Genomic DNA, 14,686 nt, shown 5'->3' on the forward strand with positions numbered 1-14,686 from the left:
AGAACCCCTTGAGCTACGACGTCGTCATTCTCGGCCTGGGATACGTTGGCCTGCCGCTCGCGCAGCAGGCCATCCGGGCCGGCATGTCCGTCCTCGGCTTCGACGTCAACGCCGCGGTGGTCGACGCACTCGGCGCGGGCCGCTCCCACGTGGACGACCTGTCCGACGCCGACGTCGCCGAGATGATCGCCGGCGGCTTCCGGACCACCACCGACGAGACCCGGATCGCCACGGCCGACACCGCGGTGATCTGCGTGCCGACGCCGCTCTCCGAGGGCGACGGCCCGGACCTGCGGGCCGTGACCGCCGCGACCGCGGCCATCGGGCGCAACCTGCGCCCGGGCATGCTGGTGGTGCTCGAGTCCACCACCTACCCGGGCACGACCGACGACGTGGTCCGCCCGGTGCTGGAGGAGCACTCCGGCCTGGTCGCCGGCCGCGACTTCAGCCTGGCGTTCTCGCCCGAGCGGATCGACCCGGGCAACGAGCGGTTCGGCGCGCACAACACCCCGAAGGTCGTCGGCGGCTACACCCCGGCCTGCGCCGACCGGGTCGCCGCGTTCTACGGGCGGTTCGTCGAGACCGTGGTGCGCACCCGCGGCACCCGGGAGGCGGAGACCGCGAAGCTGCTGGAGAACACCTACCGGCACGTGAACATCGCGCTGGTCAACGAGATGGCCCGGTTCTGCCACGAGCTCGACATCGACCTCTGGGACGTCATCAACGCAGCGTCGACCAAGCCGTTCGGCTTCCAGGCGTTCTACCCCGGCCCGGGCGTCGGCGGGCACTGCATCCCGATCGACCCGAACTACCTGAGCCACAACGTGCGCAGCAAGCTCGGCTACCCGTTCCGCTTCGTCGAGCTGGCCCAGGAGATCAACGCGACGATGCCGGCGTACGTGGCCCGGCGGGCGCAGAACCTGCTCAACGCCGACGGGCAGGCCGTGCACGGCGCCTCGGTGCTGCTGCTCGGGGTCACCTACAAGCCGAACATCGCCGACCAGCGTGAGTCGCCGGCGACGCCGCTCGCCCGCCACCTCGCCGCGCTCGGCGCGACGCTGACCTACCACGACCCGCACGTGGGCACCTGGAGCGCCGGCGGCGTCGAGGTGCCGCGCACCGACGACCTCGAGGGCTCCGCCGCGGCCGCCGACCTGGTCATCCTCGTCCAGCACCACCGCGAGTACGACGCCGACCACCTGGCCGGGATCGCCAAGCGCTTCTTCGACACCCGGGGCGTGACCCGCGGCGACGCGGCACACCGGCTGTGACCGACACGAGCGTCGCGGCCGCCACGCCGGCACCTCGCGCCCGGCCCGGCCACGCCGCGCCGGGGCCGGGCGTCACCCGGGCGGCCGCGCCTGAGCGGCACCGGCGCGACATCGAGGGGCTGCGGGCGGTCGCGGTGCTGCTCGTGGTCGCGTACCACTGCGGGGTCCCGTACCTGACCGGCGGCTATGTCGGCGTCGACGTGTTCTTCGTCATCTCCGGCTTCCTCATCACCGGGCTGCTGCTGCGCGAGGCCGGGCGTACCGGCCGGGTCTCGATCCGGCGCTTCTACGCCCGCCGCGCGCTGCGGCTGCTGCCCGCCTCGACCGTCGTGGTCGTGGTGACGATGGCGGCCGCGGCGCTGTGGCTGCCGCCGCTGCGGCTGACCGCGATCCTCTCGGACGCGCTGCACACCACGATCTACTCGATGAACTGGCGGCTGGCCGCCGTCGGCACGGACTACCTGAACGCGGACGCGGAGCCGTCGCCGCTGCAGCACTTCTGGTCCCTCGCCGTCGAGGAGCAGTTCTACCTGGTCTGGCCGCTGCTGCTGCTCGTCGTCGTGCGCCGCGGCGGCCGCGGGCTCGGCACGGTCCTGGCCGTGCTGACGGCCGGCTCGCTGCTGCTGTCGGTCTGGCAGACCCGGCACAACGCCGGCTGGGCCTACTTCGGCGCGCACACCCGCGCCTGGGAGCTGGGCGTCGGCGCCCTGCTCGCGGTCGGCGCGGCCCACCTGGGCCGGATCGGGCCCCGGGTGTCCCGGGCGCTGACCGGGTGCGGGCTCGCCGCGATCGTGATCTCGGCGTTCGGGTACACCGCGTCGACGCCGTTCCCCGGGTACGCGGCGCTGCTGCCGGTGCTCGGCGCCGCGGCGATCATCGCCGGCGGCTGCGCGACTCGGCCGGATCAGCCGGGGCTGCTGGGGCTGCCCGCGCTGCAGGGCATCGGCCGGCTCTCGTACTCCTGGTACCTCTGGCACTGGCCGGCGCTGCTCATCGCCCCGTACGCGCTCGGCCACCCGCTCGCCACCTGGGAGAACGTGGCGGTCGCGCTCGGCGCGCTGCTGCTCGCCGGCCTCACCTACGCGTGCGTGGAGAACCCGGTGCGGCACCTGGCCGCCCTGCGCGACCGGCCCTGGCGCGGAATCGGCGTCGGCGCCGCGCTCTCGCTGGTGGCGGCCGGGCTCTGCGCGCTGATCGCCTTCACCGCGGGGCACGCGAGCGGGATCAGCACCTACAAGGCGGCGCCGCTGACCGACGCGGGCGGGCTGGGGCAGAGCCTCGCGGCCGCCGTCGCCATGCCCGCCGTGCCGCGCAACCTCACGCCGCGGCTGGCGAAGGCGGCCGACGACAAGCCGCGGATCTACCGGGAGAGGTGCTCCGGCGCGTTCGACGACGCCGAGGTCAAAACACCCTGCGCGTACGGCGACCTGGCCTCGCCCACCACCGTGGTGCTGTTCGGCGACTCGCACGCCGGGCACTGGTTCCCGGCGATGGAGGCCATCGCCAAGCGGCGCGGCTGGAAGCTCGTCATGGTCACCAAGAGCGCCTGCTCGGCCGCGGACACCCTCATCTACGAGGACGCGCTCAAGCGCGAGTTCACCGAGTGCGTCCAGTGGCGCAGGGCCGCCTGGCAGCACATCCGCTCGCTGGAGCCGGCGATCGTCGTCATGGCCTCGACCGCGCCGAGCGCCGAGGCGCTCAAGGTGACCGGCACGCAGGACCAGGCCTGGGTGGACGCGTGGAAGCGGTCCGTGGCCGCGGTGTCCGGGCCGGGCACCAGGGTCTATTTCATCAACGACACGCCCTGGCAGGCCGGTTCGATGCCCAACTGCCTCTCCGCGCACCTCGACGATCCGCTGGTCTGCGCCCGCAGCCGCAAGGCCGCGGTCAACGTCCCGCAGCGGCGCCGGCTGGTGATGACCGCGGTCCGGGCGCAGGGCGCGACGGTCATCGACCCGCTGCCGTGGTTCTGCACCGCGAGCCGGTGCCCCGGCATCGTCGGCAACATCCTGGTCTACAAGGACCAGCACCACATGACCACGGCGTACAGCAGGTTCCTCGCGCCGCTGCTCTCCGCGCGACTGAAACCCTGACCCCACCCGCCCCACCGGCCGGCACGCGAGCGCGTGCCGGCCGGTCTGTCTGTCCATCGGCCGGGGGACGACAACCGGTCTGCAACCCCGCAGACTCTGTTGGGTGCGCAAGCGCGGCCGAATCTTTGGGGCATGAAAACCGCGGTGGTACTGGTTGCGCTGCTCAGCGGCCTGCTGACGGGAACCCCCCAGGCGCATGCGCGGGCATCGCCGACGACGCAGGCGCCGACGGGGACCGAGGTTCTGCCGGAGACTACGACGGAGGCACAGGGACCGCCGACCGTGGAGGTGTTCACCTTCAACGTCTGCGGCAACATCTGCCGGCGCGGTGAGGTGGGCCTCACCGCGCAGAATGTCGCCGACCAGATCCGCCGCCGGGAGACATCGGTGGCCATGCTGCAGGAGCTCTGCTACTCGCAGTACCTCGGCATCCGCCGGCTCCTCGTCAAGCGCGGCTACTCGGCCGTGTTCGCCCGCGCCACCACCGGCGGCAAGTGCGACAACGACGACCGCCGGCACGGGCGCGGCTTCGGGGTGGCGATCGTCGCCCGCGGCACCCTGTACGGCAAGGTGGTGCGCCGGCTGCCCAGCCCGCACCGGGCGAGGCAGGAGCCGCGCGTGGCGCTCGGCGCCCGGGTGCGCATCGCCGGGCGCCCCGTGCTCGCGGTGACCACGCACACCGCGCCGAGCGGGCCCAACCTGGCGCTGCAGCTGGCCTCGGTCCAGCGCTGGCTGGAGCCGATCGCGGCCGCCCAGCCGGTGATCTTCGGCGGGGATCTCAACTCGCAGCCGAGCAGCCTCGGCCTGGCGCCCTTCGCCACGTTGTTCCAGGAGGCGGACGGGCGGGCGGAGCCGCTGCCCACGTTCATCCCGAGGGGGTTGAAGATCGACTACCTCTTCGGCAGCCGGGGATTCCTGACTCCGCGCAGGGCGGCCACGGCCTGCGGTGACCTGTCCGATCACTGCCTGTACGTCGGCAGCTTCGTCATCCCCGACCCCGCCGGCCTCAGACTGTGACCGCCGCGGCGGTACGTGAGTACGACAGCACCGTGTGCCGCCCCAGCAGCCGCTGCTCCTCGGTCAGGCCCGGCACCTCGCTGATCCAGCGCTGCACCGCCTCCCGCTCCTGCTGACGGTTGGTGTCGTCGAGGATCACCGTCGCCGTGCCGGCGAGCCGCCCGGCGAGCACCGACAGGGCCGGGTACCGCGCGTCCGGGCCGGTGGCGGCCGGTGGGCCGTCGATCAGCAGCAGGTCGATGTCGCGCAGATCGGCCAGCTGCTCGACGTCGTACCACTGGTAGGGCTTGCCGCCCGCGGTCAGCTCCCGCAGCGGCGCCTCCCGCACCTGCACCACGTCGTCGAGCTCGTGCGCCGCGATCAGCGCCCGGGTCTGGCGCGCGTAGCCGGGGTCGTGGTCGATGGAGACGAGCTTGCCGCCGTACTCGGCCAGGGCGTAGCCGAGCCAGACCGTCGAGGTGCCGCTGCCGAGCTCGAGGACCAGCCGGGGCTGCCGGAGCCGGACCAGGTAGAGCAGGTCGAGCAGGTCCGTCGGGTTCAGCGCGAAGTCGCCCGAGGACGGCATCGGCGCGCGCGGCGTGCTCTGCCGGAACAGCTGGAACATCGCCTCGATCTCGCGACTCTGCGCGCGCAGCAGCAGGTCCGTGCCGTGCCCGCTCTGCCGCAGCCCGCGGGTGATGGTCCGGGTCAGGTCCTGGTGCCGGTCGCCGGCGGCGACCCGCTCCTTCTCCACGGTGGCGACGACCCGCCGCTGCAGCTGCTCCATGATCAGGCGCAGCTCGCGGTTCGCGTTCTGGTTGGCCCGGTACACCCCGCTGATCCAGCGGGACAGGTGCAGGATGCCCAGCAGCACACCGAGCAGCAGGCCACCCAGCAGCGACAGGGCGAGGCCCTGGTGTCCCGTGGCGGCCGCCGCCCACACGCCGAGGCAGCACGCCGAGAGAATCGTGAGGATCACCGTCTGCGGGCGCGTCAGGCTGCGCACCCGTACCGCCAGCCGACCGACGAACCGGACCAGGCTGTTCATTCAGACCTCCAGAATCGGGCGCGCCACCGGGCGCGGCTCAACACCATCGCCTAACGCACGCGGTGACACCGCCGTTACGGCCGCGGTCAGCGCGCGGTGCCGGTGGTGGCGTGCGGCGCCGAGCGCTGTGCCGGTGCCGCCGGGCGTGGCGCCGTGACGATCCCGGCGATGCGGTCGACGAAGAGCTGCGGATGATGCGCCTTGGCGACCACCGCCCGGGCCCGCTCGCTCTGCTCGGCGAACAGCTCCCGGTCGCGGCGGTAGCGGCGGATGGTCGCCGCGAGCTGCTCCGGCGCGCAGTAGACCGCGGCGTCGCCGAAGACGGCGGCGTGCCGTTCGGGCATCACCACCACGCAGCCGAGCGACGCCGCCTCCAGCGCCGGACGCGAGAACGTCTCGATCCGGTCCGGGCTGGGAAAGTGCAGATAGAAGTCGAGCTGGTGAACGAACGTGCGCAGGTCCAGGTCGGCGGCCTCGAAGACCAGGTGGTTGCGCGGGCCGCCGAGCCGGTACCCGGTACGCGGCCAGTCGGGCAGCCGCAGCCGCACGTCCCAGTCCTTCAGCGTCTGATAGACGACCAGCGCCGACCGCGCGTCCCGCGGCCACACGCCCTCGTCGCTGAGGTCGGTGCCGATCACGCTCGGCCCGGCCGGGGACCTCCGGCTCGCGCACCACCGTTCGCCGTCCACGACCACCGGCAGGTCGTACGGCGTCAGCTCGACGTTCTCCGCCCGCAGCACCACCCGGATCTGCGGATCCTGCGGGCACCACACCGGCTCGGTACCGAACAGCCGGAACGCGGCCCGGGAGCAGTCCTCGGGCGAGTAGCGCCGGGCGGTGTCCCCCAGCCGCCCGGGCGCCTCGTCGGCCACCACCATGACGTGCCGGGTGCGCAGCAGGCACGGATCGCCGGGCGGGAACTGCAGCGTCGCGGCCTGGCGCACGATGACGAGCTCGGCGCGGTTCTCGTCGCCCGGCAGCACCTGGTCGATCCGGCCGTCGTTGACGAGCTGCTGCACCGGCCCGCAGAGCGGCCACCGGAGCCGGGCCGGCGGCCGCAGCGACTCGAACTGCATGATCCCGACGCGCAGCCCGCGCGCGACCAGCGCCCGGATCTCCTCCAGCGCCGACTGCTGGGTGCCCTGCAGGAAGCGCCAGTCGGCGACCATCACGACGTCGTACCCGGGCCGGTCGGCCTGCTCGCCCCGGGCCAGCCGCAGGTGGTCGGGCACGGCGAAGGGTCGCCCGGCGCCGTCCCGCGGCCGGTACGGCTCGGCGGACCGGGCCGCGATCCGCGAGTGCCACCGCAGGTAGGCCGAGGCGTACGCGGTCCGCGCCGGGTGCATCCAGTACGCGCCGATCTCGGCGCGCGACAGCGAGCCGAGCGACCGCCGGATCAGCGCCAGCGGCGCCGAGTCTTCCAGGTGCAGCACGGCCGACTCGCCGAAGACGGCACGCATCCGGCCGATGTACTCCGAGTCGGCGGCCTTGCGTACCGGGTCGAAGTAGCCGATCCGGTCCATCACCTGCGCCCGGCGGAACAACAGCGAGGACGGATTGAACCGGCTCCGCCGCACACCCGGGCGGGTGACCAGCAGGTCCTCGGTGACACCGACCCCGTCGGAGGCGGTCGCGACCAGCCGGCGGTCCTCCAGCAGCGGCCGGACCTGCAGTTCGAGCCGGCGCGGATGGGACCAGTCGTCGGAGTCCTGGAACGCCACGAACTCGCCCTCGGCCGCGTCCATGCCGGCGTTGCGGGCCTCGTAGGTGCCCCGGTTGACCGGCTGGCGGACCAGCAGGATCCGGCCGCCCAGCGCGACGGCCCGGGCCAGCACCGGCTCGAACTCCGGCGGCGAGGCGTCGTCGACGATGATCACCTCGACGTTGCGCCAGCTCTGGTCGAGGATCGAGCGCACCGCGGTGATCAGGCCCTCGTCGGGGCGGAACGCGGTCACGATCACCGAGATCCGCTCCGGCTCCTCGACTCCGGGCACCGCGCACGCGACGGTCAGCCGGTCGAACGGCACGACGCCCTCGTTGTGCGCGAGCGCGAGCGGCGGGTCGGGCAGCATCGTCCGGAACGCGGTGAGCCACGGGATGACCGGCTCGTCGCCCGCGAACGGGTTCGCCAGGTCCAGCTCGAGATCGGCCCGCACGCCATCGCTCACCTGCCGGTACGCCCGCAGCAGCGCCCGCGCGTGGTCGGCGCCCTGCCAGGCGAAGGCGAGCTGCGCGTGCAGGCCCTGATGCGCCGACGGCAGCGCGTCCGGGCCGAGCGCGACCCGGATCAGGTCGTAGAGGGCCAGCGCGTCGGTCCGGTCCTCGGGCAGCATCTCCTGCTGCGCCAGGACCTGCGCCAGCCCGGCGAGCACCGTCGGCTTGACGTCGCGCCGGCGCCGGCGCAGCCACCGGCTGTCGCCGGCGCGGGCGGCGTCGATCAGCTCGGCGTAGGAACCGCTCTCCTTCAGGCCGGAGCGCGCCAGCAGCCGGCGCGCGTCGAGCGACCTGATCCGGATCGCCGTGGGCGGCAGCGCCGACCTCACGTGGTACTGGGCGATTCGCAGGTAGTCGTCAAGCAGACCGGGTGTCTCCCCCATGCGGCAACAGACCTCTTCACGTACGCCCTGGATGTCGATAAGGCCAACGTCAACAGAGCGATCGAGGTGACGGTCGCGCCGCCGCGTCGTCTCAGACCGCGGCGAGCACGGCCGCCTCGACCCGTTCCCGGGCCGCCGGGTCGCTCCAGGCACCGACGAGGTAGAACGCGTCGACCACGTCGCCGCCGAGCGTGGAGATGCGGGCCGCGCGCACGTCGGCGCCGGCCTCGTCGAGCGCGGTCGCCACCCGGAAGAGCAGGCCCGAGGAGTCGGCCGCGCGCAGCTCCAGCACGGCCGCGTCGGTGGCGGCACCGCCGTGCCAGACCACCCGGGGCGCGGCGCCACCGCGGGCCGACATCGCCCGGGCGCGCAGCCGCTGGGTCACCGAGACGTCGCCGGCGGCCACCCGGCGCAGGTCCGCGGCGAGCGCCACCGGGTCGGCCGGCGAGCCGTACCGGGGCTGGGTCAGGAACTCCACGATCGCCCGGCCGTCCACGGTGGAGACGTCGGCCGCGAGCACGTCGAGGCGGTGCAGGGCCAGGCACGCGGCCACCGAGCCGAGCAGGCCCCGGCGGTCGGCCGCGGCGACCGCGACCCGGTCGCCGTCCAGGTGTACGGCGGGCAGGCCACCGGCGAGCAGCTCCGGGTCCGGTTCGGGCGGGGCCGGCAGCGCGCCGCCGTCCAGCGCGGTGTGCACCCGCCGGACCAGCTCGGCGATCAGCCGGCCCTTCCAGTCCGACCAGGCGGCCGGGCCGGTGGCGTGCGAGTCCGCGCGGGCGATGGCGTGCAGCAGGTCCAGGGTCGCCGGGTCGCCGACGGCCTCGGCGACGGTGGTGATGGTGACCGGGTCGCTGAGGTCCCGGCGGGTGGCGACGTCGGGCAGCAGCAGGTGCAGCCGGACCAGCTTCTCCACGGTGGCCACGTCCGCGGGCGGCAGGCCGATCCGGGTGGCGACCTCGGCGCCGATCGGCGCGCCGACGATGCTGTGGTCGCCGGGCAGACCCTTGCCGATGTCGTGCAGGAAGGCGCCGATGAGCAGCAGGTCGGGCCGGTACACCTCGCGGGTGAACGCGGTCGCCTCGTACGCGGCCTGCACCAGGTGCCGGTCCAAGGTGAACCGGTGGATCGGGTGGTGCTGCGGGAGGCTGCGCAGCCGGGCCCACTCGGGCAGCCACGCGTCGATCAGGCCGTACCGGTCGCACGCCTCCCAGGTGGGCAGCAGCCCCGGGCCGGAGCCGAGCAGGGAGACCAGGGCGGCGCGGGCCGCGGGTGGCCACGGCATCGGCAGCGGCGGGCAGAAGGCGGCCAGCCACTCGCAGGTGGCGCGGGCGATGGGCAGCCGGACGGTCGCGGCCGCGGCCGCGACCCGCAGCGACAGGGTCGGGTCGGGCACCGGCCCGATGGCAGTGCGGGCGAGCACGAGCTCGCCGTCCTGCTCGACCACGTCGCGGGCGACCGGGCGCCGGGACGGCCGTGCCGGGGTGCCGCGGCGGCGGCCGCTGCGCAGCCGGTCGGCGGCCCGCCAGGCGTCGTCCAGCGCGTGCGCGATGGTCCGGGCGTCGCCGGAGACCCGGCGCAGCAAGGCATCGCCGTCGTCGACATCGAGCAGCTCCGCGACCGCCGCGCGTTCCTGCGCGACGAGGCGGTCCACCCGGCGGCCGACGGCCAGGTGCAGCGCGTCGCGGGTGTCGAGCAGCCGCAGGTTCGCGGCGCGGACCGCGGGGCGCATCGTGTCGGCGACGCCGGCCCGGCCGATACCGCGCAGGATGGTGAGGTCGCGCAGGCCGCCGGCGGCCTCCTTGAGGTCGCCCTCGAGCAGGAACGCGAGCTCGCCGTGGGTCGCCCAGCGGGCCGCGGTGAGCTCCTTGAGCTGCGGCAGCAGGCGTACGGCGGTGCGCCGCCACTGGTCGGAGGCGGCGGCGATGAGCTCGGCGGAGAGCGCCGCGTCGCCGGCGACGTGCCGGGCGTCGAGCAGGCCGAGCGCGACCTTGACGTCGTCGTGCGCGACGGAGAGCGCCTCCGGCAGGGTACGCACGGAGTGGTCCAGCCCCAGCCGGGCGTCCCAGATCGGATACCAGAGCGCGGAGGCGATGCGGTCGATGCCGGCCGTGCCGTTGTGCAGCAGCACCAGGTCGAGGTCGCTGTGCGGCGCGCAGTCCCGCCGGCCGAGCCCGCCGACCGCGATCAGGCTGACGCCGGGCAGGTGGCCGGGGAACATGGTGGCCAGCCACGCGTCGAGCGCCGTCGCCCGCTCGGCCCGGGCGGCGGCGCCGAGGTGGTGGCGCAGCGTGTCCAGTGAGCCGCCGGACGGTACCGCTGGCGGCGCCGACGGCTCACTGACCACGTATGACAATTCGATTCCCTCTTGGTTGTCGGATGTCCTGCTACAGCGCGTCGAGGCCGCGTTCGCCGGTGCGGACCCGGACCACGTCCTCAACGGCCGTGACCCAGACCTTGCCGTCACCGATCTTGCCCGTCCGCGCCGAGGTGATGACGGCGTCGACGACCTTCTCGACGTCGATCTCGTCGGTCAGCACCTCAACCTTGATCTTCGGCAGGAACTCCACCGTGTACTCGGCACCCCGGTACACCTCGGTGTGGCCCTTCTGCCGTCCGTAGCCCTGTACCTCGCTCACGGTCAGGCCCGCCACGCCGAGTGCGTGCAGGGCCTCCTTCACCGCGTCGAGCTGGTACGGCTTGATGACCGCTGTCACCAGCTTCATGCTCAGTCCTTCCATCGCAGCCATCAGGGGAAATTAACCGGCGACCTTTTCACTGACGGGAGCGGTCCCGTCAGTGCTGCCCGACTGCTTGATGCCGGCCATCGCGAAGGCGCCGCCCGAGCCAGTGGTGGGCGACAGGTCGTACGCGCTCTCGGCGTGCTCGGCGACGTCGATGCCCGCCACCTCGGTCTCGCCGTCGACCCGGAAGACCTTGACGGCCTTGAGGATCAGCGCGAGAACGATCGCGATGCCGAGCGAGTAGACGGTGACCACGGCGCTGCCGGCGAACTGGCGCCACAGCTGGTCCACGCCACCGCCGTAGAACAGGCTCTCGCGGGCGGCGACGGCGTTGACCTGGGTGGTGGCGAAGAAGCCGATGCCCAGGGAGCCGATCCAACCGCCGACGAAGTGGACGCCGACCACGTCGAGCGAGTCGTCGTAGCCGAACTTGTACTTCAGGCTGACCGCCAGGGCGCAGACGGCGCCGGCGATGATGCCGAGCAGCGCCGCCGGCAGCGGTGCGATGAAGCCACAGGCCGGGGTGATGGCGACCAGGCCGGCGACCGCGCCGGAGGAGGCACCGACCAGGGTCGGCTTGCCGTCGCGGAGCCACTCCACGATGATCCAGCCGAGCAGCGCGGCGGCCGTGGCGACCTGGGTGTTGACGAACGCGACAGCGGTGATGCTGTCGACGGTCAGCTCCGAGCCGGCGTTGAACCCGAACCAGCCGAACCAGAGCAGGCCGGCGCCGAGCGCGACGAACGGCACGCTGTGCGGCTTCATGGCCTCGCGGGGCCAGCCGACGCGCTTGCCGAGCACGAGCGCGACACCGAGCGCCGCGGCGCCGGCGTTGATGTGCACCGCGGTGCCGCCGGCGAAGTCGAGCGCGCCGAGCTTCGCGCCGATCCAGCCGCCGCCCCAGACCCAGTGCGCGACCGGGACGTAGACCAGGGTGAACCAGCCGGCGGCGAAGAGGAGCCAGCCGCCGAACTTGAGGCGGTCCGAGAGCGAGCCGCTGATCAGCGCGACGGTGATGATGGCGAACATCATCTGGAAGACCATGAAGGCGTAGGTCGGGATGCCGGTGCCGGCGCCCGCGACCATCCACTCCTCACCGATCCAGCTGGTGCCGGTGCCGAAGTACTGGCTGAAGCTGCCGATGAAGTTGTTCGCACCGGCGCTGCCGTTGGTGCCGAAGGAAAGGCTGAAGCCGTACAGCACCCACAGGACGGAGACGAGCCCGATACTCGAGAAGCTCATCATCATCATGTTCAGGGCGCCCTTGGACCGGTTGAGGCCACCGTAGAACAGCGCCAGGCCGGGAGTCATAAGCAGTACGAGCGCAGACGACAGGAGCAACCAGGCCGTATTGCCGGTGTTGATCTCCACGCTGCCTCCTCTCGGATTAAGGTGTCCTTCTGCACCGGCCCGCGGCGGGAACCGTCGGATGAGATGCAGCCTCGGCCACCGGGCTGCGTCGCCCTGTTGGCCGGTTCGGGCGGAAGCCTTTCGTTCTGCTGTTTCGCACACGGTCTACGCGCGATTTCCGACGCGTGACGGAGTGTTTCGTACGTGTGAAGAAACTCTCACAGCAGGCGGAGCAAACCAGCGCAAATCAGGGTAATAACCTTCAGGACGCCGTGATCTTGAAATACAACAGCCTTTTCCCGTACGGCGCCGGCCGCCGACAACCGCAACACCGGCGACCTATGTCCGGGCGGATGGCCAGTCGCCGGTCCAGGCCGAGGCGCGGCCGCCGGACCAGGCAATTAGGGACGATCCGCGGGCCGGCACGGGATCCCGCGGCCGATCATGCAGGTGCCCGCCGCGGTGTGCGGGAGGACGACGTCGTTGCGGTTGTGCGGCCCTCGCGCCGTACCGGAAAAGGGTTACCGCAGTGCGTACTCGAGCGTGTGGCGTTCGTAATCCAGTAGCCGGAGGTCGCGCATCGGGCGGCGTAGGTGGCCCTTGTGCACTATGCGCACGAAGGCCGGGTCGCCGGCCGCGGCCATCCGCCGGATGCCCTCCACGTGGTCGACGATCCGCCGGCGGATGGTGCGGACCAGCCGGTGCCGGTCCCGCGGGATCAGGCCGTAGGCGTCCGCGAACAGGCGCAGTCGACGCGGGCGGTTCGGCCGCTTCCAGCCCAGCGTGTAGGAGTCGCGGTCGCTGAACAGCGGCACCCAGGTCCAGGCCGCATAGGCCACGTCGTAGATGCGCGCGCCGGGCGACGCGAGATCGAAGTCGATCAACGCCAGCGTGCCGTCGGGTCGCCAGACCACGTTGTGCGGGGCCGCGTCGTGGTGGCAGATCACCTCGGTGTCCGGCGGCGGCGGGCCGAACGAGCGCCAGACCGCGCCGGGCGGCGGCTGGAAGCCGTACTGCGCGTCGTGGAACATGCGCAGCATCGTCGCGACCGTGACCAGCGCCTCCTCGGTCGTCCAGTGCGGCGCGAGCGGGTACTCGCCGCACTCGCCGTCCAGGTACGACAGCACCTCACGGCCGCGCTCGTCCATGCCCAGCGCGTGCGGTGACCCGGTGAAACCGACCCGTTGCAGATGGTTGAGCAGCGAGTGCACCGCCGGCGTCCACGGGCCGGCGTTGCGGCGCACGGTGTCGCCGACCTTGGAGACGGTGCTGACGTTGCCACCATGTAACGGGATCTCGCGGCGGGAGTCCTGAAGCTCGTGCTCCTGCGTCACCCACGGCCTCCCCTTGACGCGCCCCCGCGGTCGGGGTCCATCGCCCCCGAGCCTACGCGTCGGTGCCAAGCAGAGCCTCGACGAACGCGGCGGGATCGAACGGCGCCAGGTCGTCCGGGCCCTCGCCCAGGCCCACCAGTTTGACCGGAATCCCCAGCTTGTTCTGCACGGCGATGACGATTCCGCCCTTCGCGGTGCCGTCCAGTTTGGTGAGCACGACCCCCGTGACATCCACCACGTCGGTGAAGACCCGGGCCTGTTCCAGGCCGTTCTGCCCGGTGGTGGCGTCGAGCACGAGCAGCGTCTCGTCGACCGGCCCGTGCTTCTCCACGACCCGCTTGACCTTGCCGAGCTCGTCCATCAGCCCGATCTTGTTCTGCAGCCGGCCCGCCGTGTCGATGAGCACGGTGTCGACGCCGGTGTCGATGCCGCGCTTGACCGCGTCGAACGCCACGCTGGCGGGGTCGCCGCCCTCGGGGCCGCGGACCGTCTCGGCGCCGACCCGCTCGCCCCACGTGATGAGCTGCTCGGTCGCCGCGGCCCGGAACGTGTCGGCCGCGCCGAGCAGCACGGTACGGCCGTCGGCGATCAGGACCCGGGCCACCTTGCCGCAGGTGGTGGTCTTGCCGGCGCCGTTGACGCCGACCACCAGCATGACCGCCGGCCGCCCGTCGTGCGGCGTCGTCTTGAGCGTGCGGTCCATCCCGGGGTCCAGCGCCGCGGTCAACTCCTCGGCGAGCTGGGCGCGCACCTCGGACACCGTCCGGGTGCCGAGCACCCGGACCCGCTCGCGCAGCCGCTCGACCAGGGCGTGGGTCGCCTCGACGCCGACGTCGGCGGAGATCAGGCTGTCCTCGATCTCCTCCCAGGCGTCGTCGTCCAGGTGATCGCGGGAGAGCACGCTGAGCAGGCCGCGGCCGAGGACGCTCTGCGAACGGCTGAGCCGGGCCCGCAGCCGCACCAGGCGGCCCGCGGTGGGCTCCGGCGTCTCGATGACCGGCTTCGCCTCCACCGGCGGGGCCGTCTCCACCGGCGGCGCCTCGGCAACCGGCGCCTCGGCCGGCTTCGTGATCAGCGGCGGCAGCTCCTCGGCCGGGGGCGGCGGGGGCAGCTCGCGCCGGCGCAGCCGGGGCACGACCAGACCGATGGCGCCGACCACCAGCACAAGCAGCAGGATCAGGGAGGCGACCACGTATTCCATTCCGAAATCCTGACAGATGTCCCGCGGGCGCGTGGGAGCACCCGGCACCCGCTGG

The 14,686-nt window shown here is 72.9% G+C and carries 10 protein-coding genes; 3 read left to right on the top strand and 7 right to left on the bottom strand.

The features are described 5' to 3' along the window. Positions 1-8 precede the first annotated feature (8 nt). The 3 genes from ACIBSW_RS01645 (at position 9) to ACIBSW_RS01655 (ending at position 4,381) form a co-directional block, all read left to right on the top strand. On the top strand, positions 9-1,271 hold the full coding sequence (locus ACIBSW_RS01645; protein WP_354730393.1) for a nucleotide sugar dehydrogenase: 1,263 nt from the start codon (positions 9-11) through the stop codon (positions 1,269-1,271). Then, on the top strand, positions 1,268-3,364 hold the full coding sequence (locus ACIBSW_RS01650) for an acyltransferase family protein (protein ID WP_354730391.1): 2,097 nt from the start codon (positions 1,268-1,270) through the stop codon (positions 3,362-3,364). Before ACIBSW_RS01645 ends, ACIBSW_RS01650 begins: the two co-directional genes overlap by 4 nt. 132 nt (positions 3,365-3,496) lie before the next feature. After that, entirely contained in the window at positions 3,497-4,381 is an 885-nt protein-coding gene (locus tag ACIBSW_RS01655) for an endonuclease/exonuclease/phosphatase family protein (protein ID WP_404799188.1), read from the top strand. Here the strand turns inward: ACIBSW_RS01655 and ACIBSW_RS01660 are convergent. From ACIBSW_RS01660 to ftsY, 7 genes are all read right to left on the bottom strand, one after another. Beyond that, positions 4,371-5,408 (bottom strand): class I SAM-dependent methyltransferase, encoded by a 1,038-nt coding sequence (locus ACIBSW_RS01660; RefSeq protein ID WP_354726434.1) that lies wholly within the window; start codon positions 5,406-5,408, stop codon positions 4,371-4,373. The two genes, ACIBSW_RS01655 and ACIBSW_RS01660, sit on opposite strands and share 11 nt — an antisense overlap. An 86-nt stretch (positions 5,409-5,494) precedes the next feature. Next, positions 5,495-8,005 (bottom strand): glycosyltransferase, encoded by a 2,511-nt coding sequence (locus tag ACIBSW_RS01665; RefSeq protein WP_354726432.1) that lies wholly within the window; start codon positions 8,003-8,005, stop codon positions 5,495-5,497. 91 nt (positions 8,006-8,096) lie between these two features. After that, positions 8,097-10,301: a [protein-PII] uridylyltransferase gene (locus tag ACIBSW_RS01670; RefSeq protein ID WP_354726444.1), complete on the bottom strand. Its 2,205-nt coding sequence runs from the start codon at positions 10,299-10,301 to the stop codon at positions 8,097-8,099. 88 nt (positions 10,302-10,389) lie between these two features. Beyond that, positions 10,390-10,728 (bottom strand): P-II family nitrogen regulator, encoded by a 339-nt coding sequence (locus tag ACIBSW_RS01675; RefSeq protein WP_184998642.1) that lies wholly within the window; start codon positions 10,726-10,728, stop codon positions 10,390-10,392. Between the two features lie 33 nt (positions 10,729-10,761). Beyond that, entirely contained in the window at positions 10,762-12,117 is a 1,356-nt protein-coding gene (locus ACIBSW_RS01680; RefSeq protein ID WP_354726430.1) for an ammonium transporter, read from the bottom strand. Positions 12,118-12,617: 500 nt separating this feature from the next. Further along, positions 12,618-13,430 (bottom strand): aminoglycoside phosphotransferase family protein, encoded by an 813-nt coding sequence (locus ACIBSW_RS01685; RefSeq protein ID WP_184990084.1) that lies wholly within the window; start codon positions 13,428-13,430, stop codon positions 12,618-12,620. A gap of 52 nt (positions 13,431-13,482) precedes the next feature. Further along, positions 13,483-14,631: a signal recognition particle-docking protein FtsY gene (gene ftsY, locus ACIBSW_RS01690; RefSeq protein WP_354726428.1), complete on the bottom strand. Its 1,149-nt coding sequence runs from the start codon at positions 14,629-14,631 to the stop codon at positions 13,483-13,485. Positions 14,632-14,686 lie beyond the last annotated feature (55 nt).

Origin of the sequence: Actinoplanes sp. NPDC049668 (assembly GCF_044465445.1) — a bacterium.
Taxonomy (GTDB): domain Bacteria; phylum Actinomycetota; class Actinomycetes; order Mycobacteriales; family Micromonosporaceae; genus Actinoplanes.

Excerpts from the sequence above, each read along its gene's own strand:
- ACIBSW_RS01655 (WP_404799188.1), top strand. The coding sequence starts at position 3,497 with ATGAAAACCGCGGTGGTACTGGTTGCGCTGCTCAGCGGCCTGCTGACG.
- ACIBSW_RS01660 (WP_354726434.1), bottom strand. The coding sequence starts at position 5,408 with ATGAACAGCCTGGTCCGGTTCGTCGGTCGGCTGGCGGTACGGGTGCGC.
- ACIBSW_RS01665 (WP_354726432.1), bottom strand. The coding sequence starts at position 8,005 with ATGGGGGAGACACCCGGTCTGCTTGACGACTACCTGCGAATCGCCCAG.
- ACIBSW_RS01675 (WP_184998642.1), bottom strand. The coding sequence starts at position 10,728 with ATGAAGCTGGTGACAGCGGTCATCAAGCCGTACCAGCTCGACGCGGTG.
- ftsY (WP_354726428.1), bottom strand. The coding sequence starts at position 14,631 with ATGGAATACGTGGTCGCCTCCCTGATCCTGCTGCTTGTGCTGGTGGTC.